The organism is Kitasatospora sp. NPDC048545 (assembly GCF_040651155.1).
Taxonomy (GTDB): domain Bacteria; phylum Actinomycetota; class Actinomycetes; order Streptomycetales; family Streptomycetaceae; genus Kitasatospora.
In genome coordinates, this window is record NZ_JBEZIQ010000001.1 from 16481 (window position 1) to 37719 (window position 21239).

The following is a 21239-nucleotide window of genomic DNA, read 5'->3' on the forward strand; positions in this document are numbered from 1 at the left end:
GGCACGCGGGTGCGCCGCCGGGCACGGAGTGCGGGCGGGGGACGGGGCACCGCGGGCCGGGGACGGCGGCCGGGCGGACACGGGACGGGCCTGGTGAGGGTGGACTGGGCCGTGCGTGAGGGGCGGGAGGGCATCGCCGGGGGAACTCCGACGAGGCCGTGCGTGAGGGGCGGGAGAGGGCATCGCCGGGGAACTCCGACGAGGGCCGAGCGTACGACCCAACTCCCTTGTCCGGAAGGGGCACAGGGGTTCTTGGCGGAGCCCTGTCAGTAGCGCACGGGCCGCTCGGGCGTGTCAACGGCGGACGGCGCCGGGCGGCGGGCGCGCACTGCGCGTGCCGGGGCGGGTGCCCGACGGGCGGGTCGCGCCGGAGCGCGGAGGGCCCGCGCTCCGGGGCAGACGGCCCCATCCCCGGATTGGGCTACCCTTGAGGGTCACCCCTCCCGTGCCGACTCGCGGCACCGAATCACGTCGTAAGGGTTCCTAGTACATGACTGTCGAATCGGTCTTCCCACGCCTGGAGGCCCTCCTCCCGCACGTCCAGAAGCCGATCCAGTACGTCGGCGGCGAGCTCAACTCGACCGTCAAGGACTGGGACGCCTGCGACGTCCGCTGGGCACTGATGTACCCCGACGCCTACGAGGTCGGGCTGCCCAACCAGGGCGTCATGATCCTCTACGAGGTGCTGAACGAGCGCGAGGGCGTGCTCGCCGAGCGCACCTACAGCGTCTGGCCGGACCTGGAAGCGCTGATGCGCGAGCACGGCGTCCCGCAGTTCACCGTCGACGCCCACCGCCCGGTGAAGGCCTTCGACGTGTTCGGCCTGTCGTTCTCCACCGAGCTCGGCTACACCAACATGCTGACCGCGCTCGACCTGGCCGGCATCCCGCTGGAGGCCAAGGACCGCACCGACGAGGACCCGATCGTCCTCGCCGGCGGCCACGCGGCCTTCAACCCGGAGCCGATCGCCGACTTCCTCGACTGCGCCGTGGTCGGCGACGGCGAGCAGGCCGTGCTCGACATCACCGAGGTCGTCCGCGCCTGGAAGGCCGAGGGCCGCCCGGGCGGGCGCGACGAGGTGCTGCTGCGCCTGGCCCGCACCGGCGGGGTCTACGTCCCCAAGTTCTACGACGTGGAGTACCTGGCCGACGGCCGGATCGGCCGCGTCGTCCCGAACGCCCCGGGCGTGCCGTGGCGGGTGTCCAAGCACACCGTGATGGACCTGGACGAGTGGCCGTACCCCAAGCAGCCGCTGGTCCCGCTCGCCGAGACGGTGCACGAGCGGATGTCCGTGGAGATCTTCCGCGGCTGCACCCGCGGCTGCCGCTTCTGCCAGGCCGGCATGATCACGCGCCCCGTGCGGGAGCGAAGCATCACCGGCATCGGCGAGATGGTCGAGCGCGGGCTGAAGGCCACCGGCTTCGAGGAGGTCGGCCTGCTGTCGCTGTCCAGCGCCGACCACACCGAGATCGGCGACATCGCCAAGGGCCTCGCGGACCGCTACACCGAGGACAAGATCGGCCTGTCGCTGCCGTCCACCCGCGTCGACGCCTTCAACATCGACCTCGCCAACGAGCTGTCCCGCAACGGGCGCCGCTCGGGCCTCACCTTCGCCCCCGAGGGCGGCAGCGAGCGCATGCGCAAGGTGATCAACAAGATGGTGTCGGAGGAGGACCTGATCCGCACCGTCGCCACCGCCTACGGCAACGGCTGGCGCCAGGTGAAGCTGTACTTCATGTGCGGCCTGCCGACCGAGACCGACGAGGACGTGCTCCAGATCGGCGAGATGGCGAAGAACGTCATCCAGAAGGGCCGCGAGGTCACCGGCCAGAACGACATCCGCTGCACCGTCTCCATCGGCGGGTTCGTGCCCAAGCCGCACACCCCGTTCCAGTGGGCCCCGCAGCTGTCCGCCGAAGCCACCGACGCCCGCCTGGCCAAGCTGCGCGACTCGATCCGCGGCGACCGCAAGTACGGCAAGAACATCGGCTACCGCTACCACGACGGCAAGCCGGGCATCATCGAGGGCCTGCTCTCCCGCGGCGACCGCCGCGTCGGCGCGGTGATCCGCGCGGTCTACGAGGACGGCGGCCGCTTCGACGGCTGGCGCGAGTACTTCTCGTACGACCGCTGGATCGCCTGCGCCGACAAGGGCCTGGCCGGCACCGGCGTCGACGTCGACTGGTACACCACCCGCGAGCGCACCTACGAGGAGGTGCTGCCCTGGGACCACCTGGACAGCGGCCTCGACAAGGACTGGCTCTGGGAGGACTGGCAGGACGCGCTGGAGGAGGTCGAGGTCGACGACTGCCGCTGGACGCCGTGCTTCGACTGCGGGGTGTGTCCGCAGATGGACACCCACATCCAGATCGGCCCGACGGGCAAGAAGATGCTGCCGCTGACGGTCGTCAACAAGTAGTCGCCGACAAGTGACGGTTGCCACACCCGCGACCCCCGGCCGGAACCTCCGGCCGGGGGTCGCGGGCATGCGGCTGACCAGGGGCGGAGCGAGGGGGGCGGCGGGGCGCGTACCCTTTGAGGTGACAGAGTCCGGGCAGTGGCGGGAACGCGCCGCGCCGGACGGGGACAACTGACTAAGGACTGAGCGACCCTGGCACGCCGTACGCCCGACGGTCCGCCGCCCGCGCCGACGGTGCAGCGGATTCGTCTCCGCTACACCAAGCGCGGCCGGCTCCGCTTCACCAGCCACCGCGACTTCCAGCGCGCCTTCGAGCGCGCCCTGCGCCGGTCCGCCGTTCCGATGGCCTACTCGGCCGGCTTCACCCCGCACCCGAAGGTCTCCTACGCCAACGCGGCCCCCACCGGGGTGGCGAGCGAGGCGGAGTACCTGGAGATCGGCCTGGCCGCCGTTCGCGACCCCGAACAGCTCCGGGCGCAACTGGACGAGTCGCTGCCGACGGGCCTGGACGTGATCGACGCGGTCGAGGTGCGGACGCCGAACTTCGTGGAGCGCCTGGAGGCCTCCGAGTGGCTGGTCCGGCTGGACGGCGTCGAGCCGGACGAGGCCGCCGCCGCGGTGGCGCGCTTCCTCGCCGAGGAGCGCGTCGAGGTCGAACGCCTCACCAAGAACGGCGTGCGGGTCTTCGACGCGCGCGGTGCGGTGGCGGCACTCCAGATCGTCCCGCCCCAGGTCGACGGCGGTGCGGACACGGAGGCCGGAACCGACCGCGATGTTCGGACCGGCCGTCCCTGTGCGATACTGCGCCTGGTAGTACGACACGCCACACCCGCCGTACGACCCGACGACGTATTGTCCGGTCTCCGTGCGACGGCCGACCTGGCGCCGCCGGTCCCCGCAGAGGTGACCAGGCTGGCGCAGGGGCCGCTCGACGAGGGGACCGGCACGGTGACCGACCCGCTGGCGCTCGACCGCGCCGCGGCCCAGGCCGGCTCGGAGCCGGGCGCCGGGCCGCGCGCTACCGCGCCCGCCTAGCGGGCGGAGGCCGGGTCCAGTACTCACTGGACCCGATGGTCCTCCAGGGTTCCCGCGGCTCCCCAGGGGAGCGAGCGTCGTCGCAGCACAGGCCTGCCAACCGGGGCCTGCCGGCCACGAAGGCCGGTGGGCCCGGGACCCGGTCCGGGAGCCACCCGGGGTTGGGGGACGGCGCAGCTTGGGAAAACCTCAGAAGACTGGTCAGAACCAGAAGACTTTCGACACCCCGCCGAGCGCGGGGCGCCGAGCGAGACTACGAGCCCCTGTGCGGCCTCGCGTCCGCGCGGCGGCACCGTGAAAGGGTCCGGCCCGAGCATCCTCGCGATGCCGGCCGCCCACCGGTGCCGTGCCGTGCCCGGATGCGGAGCCCGGGGGCCTGACGGGAGATCCACCCGCATGCTCGATAACACCGATCCGCAGACTGCGGCCACGGAACCGAACGAAACCACCGCGACCGGCAGCGAGGGCGCGTCCGCCGCGCCGCCGCGCCGTCGTCGCCGCGCGGTGTCCCGCCCGGCGGGCACCCCGCAGGGCGCCGCCGCCGACGCCGCCGAGACCGTCCTGCCGGCCGAGGCGCCGGCGGCCGGGACCGCCCCGGCTCCGGCCGCGGAGACCCCCGCCGCCGAGAAGCCGGTCCGGGCCCGCCGCACCCGCAAGCGCGCCGAGGCGCCGGCCGGTGCGCCCGAGGCGTCCGCGATCGTGGTCACCGCGCCCGAGGCCGCCGAGGCCCCGGCGGCGGAGACCGCCGTCGAGGCGCAGGCCGAGAAGAAGGACGAGAAGGCGGAGAAGCCCGTCCGGGCCCGCCGCACCCGCAAGCGGGCCGAGGCCCCGGCCGGTGCGCCGGCCGCCGAGGAGCCCGCTGCCGAGGAGCCCGCCGAGACCCCTGCTCCTGTCGCCGCCCCCGCTGCCGAGCCGGTGGCCGAGGAGGCTCCGGCCCGTCGCCCCCGCCGCCGTCGCGTGGTCGAGGCCGCGCCGGTCGTCGAGGCCCCGGTCGAGGAGCCGCCGGCCGAGGAGCCCGTCGTCGCGGAGGAGTCCGAGGAGGAGGCCGCCGCCGAGCCGGTGGCCGCGCCCCCCGCCCCGGCCGTCGAGGCCGAGCCGCACCACCGGGTGCGCCGTCGCGCCGTCCGTCCGGCCACTGCGGTCTTCCAGGCCCCGGTGTTCCAGGAGCCGGCCCCCTACGTCGCACCGTCCGCGCAGCAGCAGCAGCAGCCCGCCGCCGCCGCCGTCCCGGCGCCGGTCGAGGCCCCGGCCGTCGCGGAGCGCGACGAGGAGGACGAGTTCGAGTACAGCGGCGTCGGCCGCCGCCGCCGGGTCCGCGCCCGCGTCGAGCCGGGCCGCCGCAAGTCGGCCGCCAAGGCTACGGCCGCCAGGACGCAGGCCGCCGCGGCCCAGGCCGCGCCCGTGCAGCCCGCCCCCGCGCAGGCCGCTCCGGCGCCGGTCGCCGCCGCCCCGGTCGAGCAGCCGGCCGTCGAGGAGCCCGTCGAGGAGACCCCCGCCGCCGGTCCGGACACCGAGGGCGACTGGGAGGACGACCGTCCGTCGCGCCGTCGCCGTCGTGGCGGCCGCCGCCGTCGCCGTGGCGAGGCCGAGGAGTTCGAGGCCGCCGAGACCGAGCAGCCCACCCCCGAGGAGCCGGCCCAGGCCGTCGCCGAGGAGGAGGACGAGGACGACGACGACCTGGCCGCCGGCCTGTCCTCGTCGCGTCGTCGCCGTCGTCGTCGCCGCCGCAGCGGTGAGGCCGGCGCCGTCGAGACCGCCGAGACCACCGAGGACGGCGTCCGCACGGTGGTGAAGGTGCGCGAGCCGCGCCGCCGCTCCACCGAGCCGTCCTTCGACCCGGACGAGGTGCAGTCCATCAAGGGCTCGACCCGTCTGGAGGCGAAGAAGCAGCGCCGCCGCGAGGGCCGCGAGCTGGGCCGCCGCCGGGTGCCGATCATCACCGAGGCCGAGTTCCTGGCCCGCCGCGAGTCGGTCGAGCGCGTCATGGTGGTGCGCCAGAACGGCCAGCGCACCCAGATCGGCGTCCTTGAGGACGGCGTCCTGGTCGAGCACTACGTCAACAAGGAGCAGGCCACCTCGTACGTCGGCAACGTCTACCTGGGCAAGGTCCAGAACGTGCTGCCGTCGATGGAGGCTGCCTTCGTCGACATCGGCAAGGGCCGCAACGCGGTGCTGTACGCCGGTGAGGTCAACTTCGGTGCGCTGGGCCACGGTGGCCCGCGCCGGATCGAGTCGGTGCTGAAGTCCGGCCAGTCCGTGCTGGTCCAGGTCTCCAAGGACCCGATCGGCCACAAGGGCGCCCGTCTGACCAGCCAGATCTCGCTGCCCGGCCGCTACCTGGTGTACGTGCCCGAGGGCTCGATGACCGGCATCTCGCGCAAGCTGCCCGAGAACGAGCGGGCCCGTCTGAAGCAGATCCTCAAGAAGATCGTTCCGGACGACGCGGGCGTCATCGTGCGCACCGCCGCCGAGGGCGCCTCCGAGGAGGAGCTGACCCGCGACGTCCAGCGCCTCCAGCAGCAGTGGGAGGACATCCAGAAGAAGGCCGCCACCGGCAACGCCCCGGCGCTGCTGTACGGCGAGCCGGACATGACCGTCCGGGTCGTCCGCGACATCTTCAACGAGGACTTCACCAAGGTCATCGTCTCCGGTGACGAGGCGTGGGGGACCATCCACGAGTACGTCTCCAACGTGGCCCCGGATCTCGCCGGCCGGCTCCAGCGCTGGACCTCCGAGGTGGACGTGTTCGCCACCTACCGGATCGACGAGCAGCTGATGAAGGCGCTGGACCGCAAGGTCTGGCTGCCCAGCGGCGGTTCCCTGGTGATCGACCGCACCGAGGCGATGGTCGTCATCGACGTCAACACCGGGAAGTTCGTCGGCCAGGGCGGCAACCTGGAGGAGACGGTCACTCGCAACAACATCGAGGCGGCCGAGGAGATCGTGCGCCAGCTGCGGCTGCGCGACCTCGGCGGCATCATCGTGATCGACTTCATCGACATGGTGCTGGAGTCCAACCGCGACCTGGTGCTGCGCCGCCTGCTGGAGTGCCTGGGCCGGGACCGGACCAAGCACCAGGTGGCGGAGGTCACCTCGCTGGGCCTGGTCCAGATGACCCGCAAGCGGGTCGGCCAGGGCCTGCTGGAGTCCTTCTCCGAGGCCTGCGTGCACTGCAACGGTCGCGGTGTGATCGTCCACATGGAGCAGCCGAGCGCCCACGTCCACGCCCCGTCCGCCCCGGCGGGCGAGGCCGCCCAGGGCGGTGGCAAGCGCCGTCGCCGGGGCAAGGGCGGCGCGGGCCAGGAGGAGTCGCAGGCCGTCGAGGCCGGTGTGACCGAGGCGGCGGCCGAGGCCGCCGAGCAGGTCACGCGGGTCGTCGAGGCTGCCGTCGCCGAGTTGCCGGGCGAGCCGGTGCGCGAGGAGATCGAGGGCCAGCTGGCCCTGGAGGTTCCGGGCGACGAGGCCGTCGAGGCCCCGGTCGTCGAGGCGCCGGTGGCCGAGGCCCCGGTCGCCGCTCCGGCGGGCCGTCCGCGCCGCCGCGCGGTGCGCAAGGCGACGGCCCCGGCCGGTTCGCCGGTCGCCGCCGAGATCGTGGTGCTGCAGGCGAAGGCCGAGGCGGCGCTCGAGGCGGCCCTGGAGGCCGCGGCCCCGGCCGCCGCCGAGCCGGTCGTCATCGCGGAGGCCGAGGTCGTCGAGACCCCGGCCGTGGAGGCCCCCGAGGCTCCCGCCGCCCCGACCGAGGAGGCCCCGAGCGAGGAGGCCGCCGCCGAGGAGGCGCCGGCGCCGAAGAAGCGGGCCGCCCGCAAGACCGCCGCCAAGAAGACCGCCGCCAAGAAGACGACCGCGGCGGCCAAGAAGACCACCGCCCGCAAGACCGCCACCAAGCGGACCAGCGCGGCGGCCAAGAAGGCCGCGGCCGCCGAGGGTGATACGGCGTCCGAGTAGTGCCCACGCCCGGGGCGGGAGCCATCCCGCCCCGGGCCGTACGGGCCGGTTTGCCCCCCGGGCGGCCGGTCCGTATTCTTGACCATCGGCGTGTCTACGCCATGCTCCCGAGCACATCACCTTCCCGGGTCGCCGCGTTCGCGCGGAGGGCCGGGGAGAGGCTCCTGTGTCCGTACCCAGGCAGCTGGCGTCGGGGGTTCCGACCGAGCAAGGAAAGCAGGTACCGCATGTACGCGATCGTTCGCGCAGGCGGCCGCCAGCACAAGGTCGCCGTGGGCGACGTGCTGGAGATCGACCGCATCGAGGCCAAGGCGGGTGACTCGGTCGAGCTCTCGACCATCCTCGTCGTCGACGGTGACGCCGTCACCTCCGACCCGTGGGTCCTGGCCGGCGTGAAGGCTCACGCCGAGGTGGTCGACCAGACCAAGGGTGACAAGATCGTCATCCTGCGTTACAAGAACAAGACCGGCTACCGCCGCCGTCAGGGCCACCGCCAGCAGCACACCGCGGTGCGCATCACCAGCATCGACTCGGTCAGCAAGTAAGGGGATAGCGAGATATGGCACACAAGAAGGGCGCAAGCTCTACCCGTAACGGCCGTGACTCGAACGCCCAGCGCCTCGGCGTGAAGCGCTTCGGCGGCCAGGTCGTCTCGGCCGGCGAGATCCTCGTCCGCCAGCGCGGCACCCACTTCCACCCGGGTGCGGGCGTCGGTCGCGGTGGCGACGACACCCTGTTCGCGCTGACCGCCGGTGCCGTGCAGTTCGGCAACCGCCGCGGCCGCAAGGTCGTCAACATCGTGGCCGTCGAGGCCTGAGTCCGAACGGACTCCCGAGTCGCATGACTCACAGTGAAGGGTGGGCCGGAATTCTCCGGTCCACCCTTCACGCTTTACGCAGTAGCAAGCAGACTCTCGCGCACTGGAGGCACACCCATGACCACCTTCGTGGACCGCGTCGAACTTCACGTCGCCGCGGGTAACGGGGGCCACGGCTGCGCCTCCGTGCACCGCGAGAAGTTCAAGCCGCTCGGCGGCCCGGACGGCGGCAACGGCGGTGAGGGCGGCAGCGTCATCCTCACCGTGGACTCGCAGGTCACCACCCTGCTCGAGTACCACCACTCGCCCAAGCGCAAGGCCACCAACGGCAAGCCGGGCGCGGGCGGCAACCGCACCGGCGCGATCGGCGAGGACCTCGTCCTCCTCGTACCGGACGGCACCGTGGTGCTGGACCGCAAGGGCAACGTCCTGGCCGACCTGGTCGGTCACGGCACCAGCTTCGTCGCCGCCCAGGGCGGCCGCGGCGGCCTCGGCAACGCCGCGCTGGCCTCGGCCCGCCGCAAGGCGCCCGGCTTCGCGCTGCTCGGCGAGCCCGGTGAGTCCCGTGACATCGTCATGGAGCTCAAGTCCGTCGCCGACGTGGCCCTGGTGGGCTACCCGAGCGCCGGCAAGTCCTCGCTGATCTCGGTGCTCTCCGCCGCCAAGCCGAAGATCGCGGACTACCCGTTCACCACCCTGATCCCCAACCTCGGGGTGGTCACCGCGGGCGACACCGTCTACACCATCGCCGACGTGCCCGGCCTGATCCCGGGCGCCAGCCAGGGCCGCGGCCTGGGCCTGGAGTTCCTGCGGCACGTCGAGCGCTGTTCGGTGCTGGTCCACGTGCTGGACTGCGCCACCCTGGAGCCCGGCCGCGACCCGCTGAGCGACCTGGAGACCATCGAGTCCGAGCTCGCCGAGTACGGCGGCCTGGAGGACCGGCCGCGCCTGGTCGCGCTCAACAAGGTGGACGTGCCGGACGGCCAGGACATCGCCGACCTGACCCGCGCCTCCCTGGAGGAGCGCGGCTACCAGGTGTTCGAGGTCTCCGCCGCCTCCCGCAAGGGCCTGCGCGAGCTGAGCTTCGCGGTGGCGAAGATCGTCGCCGAGGCGCGTGCCGCCAAGCCGGCCGAGGAGTCCACCCGGATCGTGCTGCGGCCGGTGGCCGTCGACGACGCGGGCTTCACCATCACCGAGGAGGACGGCGCCTACCGCATCCGCGGCGTCAAGCCGGAGCGCTGGGTCCGCCAGACCGACTTCAGCAACGACGAGGCCGTCGGCTACCTCGCCGACCGGCTGGCCCGCCTCGGCGTCGAGGAGAAGCTCTGGAAGGTCGGGGCGCACGAGGGCGACACCGTCATCATCGGCCCGGACGAGAACGCCGTCGTCTTCGACTGGGAGCCGACCATGGCCGCCGGCGCCGAGATGCTCGGCCGCCGCGGTGAGGACCACCGCATGGAGACCCAGCGCCCGGCGGTCGACCGCCGTCGCGAGAAGCAGAAGGGCCGCGACGCGGCCGAGGCCGAGTTCCTCGCCTTCGAGGCGCTGTCCGGTGGCCGCCAGGCCGCCATCGACGAGGGCGACGACGAGGACTGAGCCGGTCCGGCCGGCTGATGCGAACGGCCCCCGCCACCTGTCGAGGTGGCGGGGGCCGTTCCCGTTCCGTAAGTGGCGCGGCGTCACTTGGTCCAGGCGGCCTGGACCTTGCTGATGTCGGTGGAGTCGCCGTAGCCGATCATCACCGGGGAGGCGCCGGCCGGGAAGCTGACGATGTCGCAGCCCTTGAACTCGACGCCCTTGGTGGCACCCGAGAAGCTCGGGGTGGTGCACTTGGCGACCGGGGTCGAGCCGACCGGGTTGGCGAACATCGCGGTGTTGCCGGTGGCGTCGTAGGCCTTGAGCTTGGAATCGGGGGCGCTGAAGGACAGCTTGGTGTCCCCGAGGTTCTTCATGGTCCAGCTGACGTAGAACAGTGCGCGGCCGTCCAGGCCGGTGGTGTTGGCCTTGGCGTCCTGGAAGTCCTTGAGCGAGCCCGGGACGACACCGGTGACGGTGAACTCCAGCTTGGTGCTGATGTTCGAGGTCTTGTCGGCGAAGTCCACGGTGGCGGGCTGGCCGAACTTCACGGCGGTGCCGGCCTGCGGCAGCTTGCCGCCGCCGGCACCGCCGCCCGCGGCGCCGGCCGTACCGGCGCCGCCGGTGGCCGCACCGCCCGTGGCCGCGCCGGTGGCACCGCCCGTCGGGGCGGCGGTCGAACCGCCGGCCGCGCCGGCGCCGCCGGCGCCCGCGGTGGCCGCGCCTCCGGCGGTGTCGCCCGGGGCGCCGCTGGTCGGAGCCGGAGCGGCACCGGTGGCGCCGCCGGTACCGGCCGGGGTGTCCGCGTTGTCCGGGCCGCAGGCTGCGAGGGACAGAGCGGTGGCCGCCGCCAGGGCGGCGACGGTCAGCTTGGTGGTGTACGAACGCATGATGCGCTTTTCTCCTGGGCGCGCAACCGCGAACCGTTGCCGGCCTGCCCAGTGCGGCGCCGCCCTCTCGTGACAGGAAGGGTCGAAGACGAAATGGGTCCAGCGGGCAAGAAGCCGTCCCCCGATCTGGCTTTCGGTCAGGGACCATACCAGCCATCCGGCTTGGCGGAAGGCCTGTGGCAAGCCCGTGACCAGGCCGGGTCCAGCCGGTGAAACGACCTTCGGGAGACCTGCGCGAATCGCGTAGATTTCGGGAGTGACGGCCGGGCCCGGGCCCGCCGTACCCGCACCACACCGGAAAGGCGTACAGCGAGATGAGCGAGGACTCCCTGCGGGAGGAGGTGCTGACCGCACGGCGGATCGTGGTCAAGGTCGGCTCCTCCTCCCTCACCACGGCCACCGGCGGCCTGGACGCCGACCGCGTCGACGCCCTGGTCGACGCACTCGCCAAGGTGCGCAGCGGCCCCGACGCCCCGGAGGTCGTCCTCGTCTCCTCCGGCGCCATCGCCGCCGGACTCGCCCCGCTCGGCCTGGACAAGCGGCCCAAGGACCTGGCCCGCCAGCAGGCCGCCGCCAGCGTCGGCCAAGGCCTGCTGGTCGCCCGCTACACCGCGTCCTTCGCCCGGTACGGCATCCGGGTCGGCCAGGTGCTGCTCACCGCCGAGGACGCCAGCCGACGTGCCCACTACCGCAACGCCTACCGCACCCTGGACCAGCTGCTGGCGATGGGCGCGATGCCGATCGTCAACGAGAACGACACCGTCGCCACCGCCGAAATCAAGTTCGGCGACAACGACCGGCTCGCCGCGCTGGTCGCCCACCTCGTCCGGGCCGACCTGCTGGTGCTGCTCTCCGACGTGGACGGCCTCTACGACGGCGACCCGTCCCGCCCCGGCACCAGCCGGATCGCCCGGGTGAGCGGCGCGCACGACCTCGACGGCATCGAGATCGGCAGCGCGGGCAAGGCCGGGGTCGGCACCGGCGGCATGGTCACCAAGGTCGAGGCCGCCCGGATCGCCACCGGCGCGGGCATCCCGGTCGTGCTCACCGCGGCCAGCCACGCGGCCGACGCGCTGGCCGGCCGCCCCACCGGCACGCTCTTCCTGCGCACCGGCGCCCGCACCTCCGACCGGATGCTCTGGCTGGCCCACGCGAGCAGCCCGCGCGGCGCCCTGCACCTGGACGCGGGCGCCGTCGAGGCGGTCGTCTCCGCCGGTGCCTCGCTGCTGCCGGCCGGGGTCACCAAGGTCGACGGGGAGTTCGCCGCGGGTGATCCGGTGGACCTTCTTGCCGAAAACGGCCACATCGTGGCTCGCGGACTGGTCAACTTTGATGCGAGGGAGTTGCCCCGCCTGCTCGGCCGGTCCACCCGCGACCTGGCCCAGGAGTTCGGCGCCGCGTACGAACGCGAAGTCGTCCACCGCGACGACCTGGTCGTTCTGCGCGGCTGACCGGCCGGCGGGCCGGCACCGGCCGCCGGCCGATCGGCGCAGCGCGGACGGAGGGCCGCTCCGTACCGGGAGCGGCCCGGCCGTGGGCGAGGAGGGGCGCAGCCGTACCGGTCGGCCGAAGGCCGACGGGGCCGGTGGGGACGACACGTGATCGCCGAACAGGAGGCCGCCGGTGGAACGCAGGCGCGAGGCAGCGCTGACCGGAGGGACGGCGGGCCGGCGGCTGACCAGCATCGACGGCGGCCGCGGGGACGGCCCCGCCGAGCCGGCCGGTCCGCCGCCCCAGAGGCCCGGCGGGGCGCGCGGGCTACGGCCCCAGCGCACGGACGCGGCGGAGCCGCCCACCGTGCCCGAACAGGCGCGGCTGTGGCACGTGGTGCTGAGCGTGGCCGGGCAGGTCACCCCGCTGTCCACGCTGCGCGTCTCGCTGGAGCGGCTGGCGCACGACCACTCGTTCTTCCTGACCGCCCGCTACGCGGCCGACCATGCCGAGATCCGGTACTGGGAGCAAGCCCGGGACCTGCACGACGCGGCGGCGATCGCGCTGCGGCTCTGGGGCGAGCACAAGGTCACCGCGAACCTGCCGCCGTGGGAGATCGTCGGGTTGGAGGTGGTCGACCGGGCGACGTACCACAAGCGGGTGGCGGAGGGCTTCGGCGAGCCGTCGCCGCACCTGGGCGGCGTGCACCCGTACTGAGTTCCGGGCCGGGTGGTGCGTGTGCCCGTGCCGGGGTGTCCGGACGGGGTGTCCGGACGGGGTGTCCGGACCGGGGCGGTGCGGGCCGGTGGCGCGTCCCGGGCCGCGTCTCACCGGGCGAAATACCGGGCGGGCGGGGCGGGCGCAGTCGCTACCCTTGGCGGCATGACCAGCGACCTCGCCACCGCCGACAGCCCCGTCCTCGCCGTAGCGCGCCGAGCCCGGGAGGCCGCCGCCGCGCTCGCCCCGCTGCCGCGCAGGGCCAAGGACACCGCGCTGCTGGCGATCGCGGACGCGCTGGTGACCCGTAGCGCGGAGATCGTCGCGGCCAACGCCGAGGACGTGGCCCGGGCCCGCGAGGCCGGGACGGCCGAGCCGGTCGTCGACCGGCTGACCCTGACCGACGAGCGGATCGCCGCGATCGCCTCCGACGTGCGCGACGTCGTCGGCCTGCCCGACCCGGTCGGCGAGGTGGTGCGCGGCTACACCCTGCCGAACGGCCTGGACGTGCGGCAGGTGCGGGTGCCGCTCGGCGTGGTCGGCATCATCTACGAGGCCCGCCCGAACGTCACCGCCGACGCCGCCGCACTCTGCCTCAAGTCGGGCAACGCCGTGCTGCTGCGCGGCTCCGCGTCGGCCTACCGCTCCAACACCGCGCTGGTCGCCGTCCTGCGCGACGCCGTCGCCGCGGCCGGGCTGCCTGCCGACGCTATCCAGCTCGTGCCGGGGGAGAGCCGCGACTCCGTGCAGGAGCTGATGCGTGCCCGCGGCCTGGTCGACGTGCTGATCCCGCGCGGCGGCGCCTCGCTGATCCGCACCGTCGTCGAGGGCTCGACCGTCCCCGTGATCGAGACCGGCACCGGCAACTGCCACGTCTACGTGGACGCCGAGACCGACCTGGCGATGGCCGTCGGCATCCTGCTGAACTCCAAGGCGCAGCGGGTCAGCGTCTGCAACTCGGCCGAGACGCTGCTGGTCCACCAGGACGTCGCGGACGCCTTCCTGCCGCTCGCGCTGGCCGCCCTCGCCGAGGCGGGGGTCACCGTGCACGGCGACGAGGCGGTGCTCAGGGCCGCCGAGGGCGGACCGGTCACCGCGGTGCCCGCGACCGACGAGGACTGGGGCGCCGAGTACCTCTCGCTGGACCTGGCCGCAGCGGTGGTGCCCTCGCTGGAGGCCGCCGTCGAGCACATCCGCCGCTGGTCCTCCGGCCACACCGAGGCGATCGTCACCACCTCGCAGGCCGCCGCCCGGCGCTTCACCCAGCTGGTCGACTCGACCACGGTGGCCGTCAACGCCTCCACCCGCTTCACCGACGGCGGCGAGTTCGGCTTCGGCGCGGAGATCGGCATCTCCACCCAGAAGCTGCACGCCCGCGGCCCGATGGGCCTGCCCGAGCTGACCAGCACCAAGTACATCGTCACCGGTGACGGGCACGTCCGGGGCGAGGCGTCGCAGACCGTCGGCGGGGCCCCGGACGTCCGCTGAGCGGTGCACCGGCCGGGTCCGTCACACGTGTGACGGACCAACTGCCGGGAGCCACAGACAAAACGCCCGCCCGGTAATACGCTGAATCCGTGGCTGAGGATGTGGGGGGCTTGCCGTACCCCGACGGCGCCGACCACGGTGGTGCGGACGACGAGTTCGCCACCGTGGTCTTCGATGAGGCCTTCGTCCGGTCCGCCGCCGTGCACGAGCCGACTGCCAAGGAGAGGCAACTCGCCGCTGCCGAGGCCAGGTTCGAGCCGGACACCGCGGGCCCGGGTTGGCACTGTGACGTCTCGGCCGGAGACGGGCTCCCGCTGGAGCTGCGCCCGTACCCGAGCGGACTCGACGCGGACCACCTCTACCCCGACCCGTGGTCGGGGCCGGGCCGGTCGGCCGACCGCCGGGGCCGACGCCGGTGGCGGCGCGGCTACGACCCGGTGCGCGCCCGCGGCCGGTACGTGGCCCAGCAGCGCTGGCACCGGCCGGTGGCCTGGGTGCTCGCCGTGATCATGGGCGTGAGCCTGGTCGCGGTGGCGGTCGCGGCGGTCTACCAGGGCACGGGCTCGTCGGGCACGCCGGGCAGACCGGGGTCCGGCAGCAGCAGTGCCGGGGTGGAACCGCGACCCGTGCCGGCCGAGCCGTCGCTGGTCACCGCACCCGCGGGTTAGGCCGCCGCCCGGGACGCCTCGGCCTCCACACCGTCGCCCGGGCATCGCTGCCCCCGGCACCGTCGGCCGGGACGGCCTGGTCCGGGCCGTCCTCGGCAGGATCCCGCTGCCCGGGGCGGCGCACGCCCGGGGCGGTGGTCACGGAGCGTCCCCGGGAATCTGCGCAGGGACCCTCGTGGCGGCGCGGGTGTCCGCCTACCCTGGTGTTATGGGTGACCCGCGAGAGCCTCCTGAGGGTCCGCCCGAGGGCGGTTCCGGCAACGAGGACGAATTCCGGTCCGTCGTCTTCGACGAATCGTTCGTCCGTGCTGCCCGGATCCAGGAGCTGTCCGCCCGGGAGCGGCTGGCGGGCTCCTTCGGCAAGGCCACCCGGCAACGGGTCCGGCTCGGCCCGCTGGGCTCCGTGCCGCGCCAGGCGCTCGCCCTGCTGCTGCTCATCCTGGCCGCCTTCGGGGCCGCGGTGTACTTCGGGGTCAGCTCGCCGAGGGGCGTCCCTGCCCGGCCCGAGGGAAGTCAACTGACCGTCAGCCTGGTCGCGTTGAGCCCGGCATCGGCCGTCCACCCGGCGGCCGACCCGGCGAACCCCTTCGCCGCGCTGCCGGCCGGCTACGGGGACGGCACCATCGGGCTGAACACCCCGACCGGCGCGGCCACCGAGCACTTCAGCCGGGTCGAGGTCACCAAGGCGCTCGACACCGTCCAGCGCTACCTGGTCGCCTCCTCGCTCGCCCCGACCGCCCTGGTCCAGGGCGCCACCGCGGACGTGCGCGCCTTCGTCACGCCCGGTGAGCAGGCGGAGTTCGATGCGAGCGTGACCCAGCCCGTGGACGACCGGCACCACGCGGTGACCGGCTGGATGGTCCGCTTCGACCCGGCGCAGGCCGCGCTGGCGTCGGACACCGTGAAGGTGGTCGGCGCGATGCGGATCGACGAGGCGGACAGCGGGACGCTGGAGATCACCACCGACCACACCTTCGTCTACGCGCTGAAGCCGGCCGGCGCCCCGGCCGGAGCACCCGTCACCCTGGAGACCGTGCGGCGGCAGCTGACCTTCCAGTTCGACCGGGTCGACCTGGCCTCGGCGCAGCTGCGGCTGGTGGACTCGGTGCTGCAGGCCGGGCCCGCGCCCTGTGGCACCTCGATGGCGGGCTTCCTGCAGCCGGTGCTGGCCACCGCGCAGGGCACGGCGGTCGCGCCGCCGACGCCGGTCGACCCCGGCAACCACGCCAGGCCGGCGTGGCAGGTGTGCGGGGTGCTGGCGGGCAGCTGAGGCCCGGGGGGGCGGTCGCGGGGCACCCGGCGGGCTTCCGGCGTTCCATTGCGTGCCCGGCGTTCCCGGCGTTCCCGCTGGGTGTCGGGTGAGCATCGGGTCGGCGTCAGGGCAAGCGGGCGGGCGGGCGGACGGCCGGTGACCCGGGTGGGCCACCGGCCGTCGTCGGTGTGCGGGCCCGGCGTGCGGGCCGCTGTTGAGGGCTTCAGGGACTCAGGGCCTCAGGGCCGCGGGGCCCGGAGCCCGGGGTGTCGGCGCTCAGCTGTCGCCGTGGTCGGCCGAGCCGTTCGAGCCGCTGGACCCGTTCGAGCCGCTGCGGGCGGCGCCGGTGAAGGTGTCGCGGAGCTTGCCGCCCACGGTTGCGGCGCCGCCGGCGACGTCGCGGATCAGGCCCATCAGCGGGTCCTTGCTCTCCTTCACCGAGGTCGTGTAGTGATCGGCGGCGGCCTTCCACTGCTCGCCGACCGAGGTGTCCGGGTCGTCCGCGCGGCGGGGGTAGGCGCCCGTCATGATCGAGCGGTACTCGTCGCTCTCCGCCCACTTCTTGAGCTGCGCGACCCGGACCACCGCGAAGGGGTGGGTCTGCGGCAGCACCTGGAGCAGCTTGAGCACGCCGTCGCGCAGGTCGCCGGCCTTCTCGTACTCCTCGGCCTGCTCCAGGAACGCGTCGACGTTCATCTCGGCCAGGTTGTGCCCGCCGGCCAGCTTCATCAGGGCCCGCATGGACGCCTGGAGGTCCTGCCCGGCGAGCAGGCCGGCCCGGTCGCTGGACAGCTCGGCCTTGCGGAACCACTCCTTGAGCGCTGTGACGATGGCCATGATCGCCAGGTTGCCGAGCGGCACCCAGGCGATCCGGGCGGCGATGTTGGTGAGGATCATCAGCATCGTCCGGTAGACGGCGTGGCCGGACATCGCGTGGCCCACCTCGTGGCCGATGACCGAGCGCAGCTCCTCCTCGTCGAGCAGCTCGACCAGGCCGCTGGTGACCACGATGATCGGGGTGTCGATGCCGATGGTGAACGCGTTGACCGTCGGGTCCTGGGTCACGTACAGGTCCGGCACCTGCTCCAGGTCGAGCACGTAGGCGGTGTCGCGCACCATGTCGTACAGCTCGGGGAACTGGCGCTCGGAGGTCTTGACCGCGGTGGCCAGGAACATCAGCCGGATCGCGCGCTCGGAGACCAGCCCGGCGAGCTTCTTCAGGACGTCGTCGAAGCCCGTCAGCTTGCGCAGGGCGACCAGCGCCGAACGGTCCGCCGGATGCTCCCAGGCCCGGGTGGAGATCCCGGGGAAGCGCTCGCGGCGGCGGCTCGGGGTCTTCGCGGTCGTGTCGGTCATGGTCTGAGTACCTCCTGGTCGACGGCGGCTGCGGCCCGCTGGCCGGCCCCCCACTGGTCTTCGCCTGAAACGACTGTCTGTGCAACGTCCGTGGTTGCGTACTCGTCCCCGGGGAGCAGCGTACGTGCGGGCCCGGCCGCGCCGGAGGGGCCGGTGGCCGGCGCCGGTGTGAGGCCGGTTTACCCTGAATGCCCTGGACCACCGAGACCGGACCCGGCCGCGGTACCGAGCAGTTCGAGGAGCCCCGCAGATGTCCACCGACGCGCTTGTCAGCCTGGCCTCACCCATCTCCGACGAGGCCGGCCCGGGCCTCTTCCTGCGGATCATCGTGATCGCGTCCTTCGTGGGCATCGGCCTGCTGGTCTGGCTGATGGCCCGCGCCTTCCGCGGCAACTAGGCCCCGGCCGGGACGGTTGGTCCGGTCGCTGATCCGGCCCCGGTGCAGTCGCCCGCCGGGCCGGCGGCAGGGCCTCCGGGCCAGGTCCGGCTCGTGCGGGCTCACGCCCGGTCAGTGGCGGTGGGCCGCCGAGCGGTTGCCGCGTAACCCCCCGTACGATGACGGGTGGGCCCTCGCCGGCCCGGTACCACCCCCAGGTCCGTTCACCGAGCCGAGAAGGTCCCGCCGACCATGAGCACTGCCGCCGCACTCCCCGTTCTGAACCTGCTCGCCGAGGGCGAGGGGGGCAACCACGACAGCCTGAACCCGCTCCTGACGGGTGGCGCCGCCCTGGTGATCCTGCTGCTCCTGCTCTTCGTCACCACCCGCTTCAACCGGGACCGCTGAGCCCGCTCCGCGGACCGCCAGGGGAGCGTCCGGCCACCGGCCGGCCGCTCCCTCACGCATCTGCGGGCAACCCCCACGGGGTCTGCCGGCAACCCCCACCCGGGCGTTCCCGCACCGTAACGGGCGTCGCGTAAGGTGTGGCGGCATGGGAGAGCAGGCCGGGAATCCCGGCGGACCGGAACCGGTGAAGAAGCGCCTCGGCGTGATGGGCGGCACCTTCGACCCGATCCACCACGGCCACCTCGTCGCCGCCAGTGAGGTCGCGAGCGCGTTCCGCCTGGACGAGGTGATCTTCGTTCCGACCGGGCAGCCGTGGCAGAAGAGCGACCGCCACGTCACCCCGGCCGAGGACCGCTACCTGATGACGGTCATCGCCACCGCCGAGAACCCGCAGTTCTCCGTCAGCCGGATCGACATCGACCGCAAGGGCCCCACCTACACCGTCGACACCCTGCGCGACCTGCACGCCCTGCACCCGGACGCCGACCTCTTCTTCATCACCGGCGCCGATGCGCTCGCCCAGATCCTGTCCTGGCGCGACTCCGACGAGCTCTTCTCGCTGGCCCACTTCATCGGGTGCACCCGCCCGGGGCACACTCTCTCGGACGCCGGGCTTCCGGTGGGCGGGGTCTCCCTGGTGGAGGTCCCGGCGCTGGCCATCTCCTCCACGGACTGCCGCAACCGGGTCGCCAAGGGCGAGCCGGTCTGGTACCTCGTCCCGGACGGCGTGGTCCGCTACATCGACAAGCGGGCGCTGTACGCGCCGCGCGGGACCTGAGCCAGGAGCGGCGCATGACCGAACGCAGCGGCGGCCAGCAGCGGCCGGAGGACTGGTCGACCGGGCAGTACCAGCAGCCGTACCAGGGACAGGGCCAGGAGTACCAGTACTCGCAGCACCCGCAGCAGCAGTCGTACGAGCAGGGGCAGTACGAGCAGCCGCAGTACGACCAGTACGGGCAGCCGGTGTACACCCAGGACCCGTACGGCTACCAGCAGCAGGGGTACCAGGGGTACGACGGGTACCAGCAACCCGGGCAACCCGGGCAGACCGGGCAGTCCGGGCAGTTCCCGCAGCAGCAGTCGTACGAGCAGGGGCAGTACGAGCAGCCGCAGTACGACCAGTACGGGCAGCCGGTGTACACCCAGGACCCGTACGGCCGGCAGCAGGGGTACCAGGGCTACCAGCAGCCGTACCAGGCCGCCGCCCCGGTCGTCGCCGAGCCGCAGGCGCAGCCGGGGGGCACCGCGCCGGCCGCTCCCGCCGCGCCCGTCGCTCCTGCGGCCACCGCCGCGACCGCTCCGGTGACGCCGCGGCCGCGGGTGTCCCGGCCCGCCGCCGAGGCGGCTCCGGCCAAGGCCGCGGCACCGTCCGAGCAGGTCTCCGGGGCCCGGGGCGGCAAGGGCGGGAGCAAGGCGCCCAAGGACAGCTACACCACGGGCGAGTTCACCTTCGTCGACGAGGAGGCGGAGGAGACCGAGGACGTCATCGACTGGCTGAAGTTCGCCGAGTCCCGCAGCGAGGTCCGGGCCGAGCGCCGCCGCAAGCTGCGCAACCGGCTGATCGGCCTCGGCGTGGTGGTGGCGCTCGCGGCGGGCGGCGTCGGCGGCTACCTGTGGTTCACCGGCGACAAGCCGACCGCGGCCGCCGCGGCCGGCGGGCGCAAGGTCAACGTCGTCCACCTGCGCGACCTGCAGGGCAAGGTGTCCAGCGCGCTGCTCGTCGACGACGCCTCCGGCAAGAAGGCCACGGTGCTGCTGCTGCCCGACAACCTGCGGCTGCCCGGCCCCGCCGACCCGCCGGTCACCACGATCGGCCAGGCCATGGACACCATCGGCGCCTCGGCGACCCGGGAGGGCCTGGCCACCGTGCTCGGCGCCCCGGTCGCGGGCACCTGGCGGCTGGACACCCCGTACCTGGAACTGCTGGTCTCCCAGCTCGGCGGCGTCCGGGTGGACACCAACGCCGAGACCCACGAGGGCGGCAAGCCGGACGGCAAACTGCTGTCCGCGGCCGGGAAGAACACCATGCTCAGCGGGAAGGCCGCGGTCGCGTACGCCACCCTGCAGAACGCCGGCGAGAACCGGGACGCCCAGCTGGCCCGGTTCGGACAGGTCATGGAGGCGGTGGTGCGCACCATGCCGACCGAGTTCAAGGACGCCAAGGACGACGTGCACCGGATGAACGCGGTGCTCGACCCCTCGCTGCCCGAGGACGCCCTCGCCGGGGTGCTCGCCCAGCTCGCCGAGCAGGCGAAGGGCGGCCACGTCTCCACCACCGCGCTGACCGTCAAGCCGGACGGCAGCCTGGACGAGGCGACCGCGGGCAAGCAGGTCAAGGACGTGCTCGGCGGCACCGTGAAGTCCGCGGCCGCCGGTGACGCCCCGGCCCGGGTCGCACTGCAGGACGCCAGCGGCAACGACGCGGCGAGCGCGGCCGCGCAGGTCCAGATAGTCAACTCGGGCCTGACCTTCATCCCCGGCGGCGCCAAGTCCGCTGCGCAGGCCACCAGTGAGATCCGCTACACCGACGACGCCCGGCAGGCCGCGGCGAAGTCGCTGGCGACCAGCCTCGGCCTGCCGGACACGGCGGTGAAGAAGGTGACCGGCGACACCCAGAACGCGGACCTGCTGGTCGTGCTCGGCAAGGACTACCAGCTGCCGAAGGGCCAGTAGCCCGGCCCGGTGGGCGGCTCCGGAGCGGTGGGACGGCCAGGCCGTCCCACCGGTCGGTCCGGTCCGCGTCCGCGCGGCGGCCCGGCCCCGGGCGGCACCCGCCGCGCGGGGCCCGGAGGCGCGGCGGCCGGTCCGTGGCGCACGCGGCCCGGGCCGGCGCGGAAAACGGTTCCGGGCCCGCCCGGGCGG

General features: G+C 73.7%; 17 protein-coding genes. 15 read left to right on the forward strand and 2 right to left on the reverse strand.

Going from position 1 to position 21239, the window contains the following annotated elements; all coding sequences use genetic code 11:
• The first annotated feature begins 490 nt into the window (after positions 1–490).
• The 6 genes from AB0D10_RS00075 to obgE all read left to right on the forward strand — a co-directional run bounded on the left by AB0D10_RS00075 (position 491) and on the right by obgE (position 9812).
• The gene (locus AB0D10_RS00075; protein ID WP_360248595.1) at positions 491–2419 is read left to right on the forward strand and encodes a TIGR03960 family B12-binding radical SAM protein; all 1929 of its coding nucleotides are present in this window, start codon (positions 491–493) and stop codon (positions 2417–2419) included.
• Between the two features lie 234 nt (positions 2420–2653).
• On the forward strand, positions 2654–3454 hold the full coding sequence (locus tag AB0D10_RS00080) for a TIGR03936 family radical SAM-associated protein (protein ID WP_360248598.1): 801 nt from the start codon (positions 2654–2656) through the stop codon (positions 3452–3454).
• Positions 3455–3850: 396 nt separating this feature from the next.
• Positions 3851–7399: an Rne/Rng family ribonuclease gene (locus tag AB0D10_RS00085; protein WP_360248601.1), complete on the forward strand. Its 3549-nt coding sequence runs from the start codon at positions 3851–3853 to the stop codon at positions 7397–7399.
• A 227-nt stretch (positions 7400–7626) separates the two neighbouring features.
• Positions 7627–7944: a 50S ribosomal protein L21 gene (rplU, locus tag AB0D10_RS00090; RefSeq protein WP_360248604.1), complete on the forward strand. Its 318-nt coding sequence runs from the start codon at positions 7627–7629 to the stop codon at positions 7942–7944.
• A 14-nt stretch (positions 7945–7958) separates the two neighbouring features.
• Positions 7959–8216: a 50S ribosomal protein L27 gene (gene rpmA / locus AB0D10_RS00095; RefSeq protein ID WP_030058248.1), complete on the forward strand. Its 258-nt coding sequence runs from the start codon at positions 7959–7961 to the stop codon at positions 8214–8216.
• 117 nt (positions 8217–8333) lie between these two features.
• Positions 8334–9812 carry a GTPase ObgE gene (gene obgE / locus AB0D10_RS00100; RefSeq protein WP_360248607.1) on the forward strand — a complete coding sequence of 493 codons (1479 nt, stop codon included), beginning with the start codon at positions 8334–8336 and terminating at the stop codon, positions 9810–9812.
• An 83-nt stretch (positions 9813–9895) separates the two neighbouring features.
• Here obgE and AB0D10_RS00105 read toward each other — a convergent pair whose 3' ends face one another.
• The gene (locus AB0D10_RS00105) at positions 9896–10681 is read right to left on the reverse strand and encodes a hypothetical protein (RefSeq protein ID WP_360248610.1); all 786 of its coding nucleotides are present in this window, start codon (positions 10679–10681) and stop codon (positions 9896–9898) included.
• Positions 10682–10995: 314 nt separating this feature from the next.
• Here AB0D10_RS00105 and proB point away from each other — a divergent pair, with 314 nt between their 5' ends.
• The 5 genes from proB (at position 10996) to AB0D10_RS00130 (ending at position 16255) form a co-directional block, all read left to right on the forward strand.
• Positions 10996–12132 (forward strand): glutamate 5-kinase, encoded by a 1137-nt coding sequence (gene proB, locus AB0D10_RS00110; RefSeq protein ID WP_360248613.1) that lies wholly within the window; start codon positions 10996–10998, stop codon positions 12130–12132.
• A 172-nt stretch (positions 12133–12304) separates the two neighbouring features.
• Positions 12305–12829, forward strand: coding sequence for a hypothetical protein (locus AB0D10_RS00115; RefSeq protein ID WP_360248615.1), 525 nt, complete (start codon positions 12305–12307; stop codon positions 12827–12829).
• Positions 12830–12994: 165 nt separating this feature from the next.
• Positions 12995–14317 (forward strand): glutamate-5-semialdehyde dehydrogenase, encoded by a 1323-nt coding sequence (locus tag AB0D10_RS00120; protein ID WP_360248618.1) that lies wholly within the window; start codon positions 12995–12997, stop codon positions 14315–14317.
• An 89-nt stretch (positions 14318–14406) separates the two neighbouring features.
• Positions 14407–14985, forward strand: coding sequence for a hypothetical protein (locus AB0D10_RS00125; RefSeq protein WP_360248621.1), 579 nt, complete (start codon positions 14407–14409; stop codon positions 14983–14985).
• 208 nt (positions 14986–15193) lie between these two features.
• Positions 15194–16255 carry a hypothetical protein gene (locus AB0D10_RS00130; RefSeq protein ID WP_360248623.1) on the forward strand — a complete coding sequence of 354 codons (1062 nt, stop codon included), beginning with the start codon at positions 15194–15196 and terminating at the stop codon, positions 16253–16255.
• 258 nt (positions 16256–16513) lie between these two features.
• Here the strand turns inward: AB0D10_RS00130 and AB0D10_RS00135 are convergent, their stop codons facing one another.
• The gene (locus AB0D10_RS00135) at positions 16514–17593 is read right to left on the reverse strand and encodes a M48 family metallopeptidase (RefSeq protein WP_360248626.1); all 1080 of its coding nucleotides are present in this window, start codon (positions 17591–17593) and stop codon (positions 16514–16516) included.
• Between the two features lie 250 nt (positions 17594–17843).
• On the opposite strand from AB0D10_RS00135, the gene AB0D10_RS00140 reads away from it, so the two are divergent.
• The 4 genes from AB0D10_RS00140 to AB0D10_RS00155 all read left to right on the forward strand — a co-directional run bounded on the left by AB0D10_RS00140 (position 17844) and on the right by AB0D10_RS00155 (position 21050).
• Complete coding sequence (locus AB0D10_RS00140) at positions 17844–17990, forward strand: hypothetical protein (RefSeq protein ID WP_360248629.1); 147 nt, start codon at positions 17844–17846, stop codon at positions 17988–17990.
• Between the two features lie 231 nt (positions 17991–18221).
• Positions 18222–18377 carry a hypothetical protein gene (locus AB0D10_RS00145; protein WP_167344219.1) on the forward strand — a complete coding sequence of 52 codons (156 nt, stop codon included), beginning with the start codon at positions 18222–18224 and terminating at the stop codon, positions 18375–18377.
• 145 nt (positions 18378–18522) lie between these two features.
• Positions 18523–19155: a nicotinate-nucleotide adenylyltransferase gene (gene nadD, locus AB0D10_RS00150; RefSeq protein WP_360248632.1), complete on the forward strand. Its 633-nt coding sequence runs from the start codon at positions 18523–18525 to the stop codon at positions 19153–19155.
• A gap of 14 nt (positions 19156–19169) precedes the next feature.
• On the forward strand, positions 19170–21050 hold the full coding sequence (locus AB0D10_RS00155) for an LCP family protein (RefSeq protein WP_360248635.1): 1881 nt from the start codon (positions 19170–19172) through the stop codon (positions 21048–21050).
• Positions 21051–21239 lie beyond the last annotated feature (189 nt).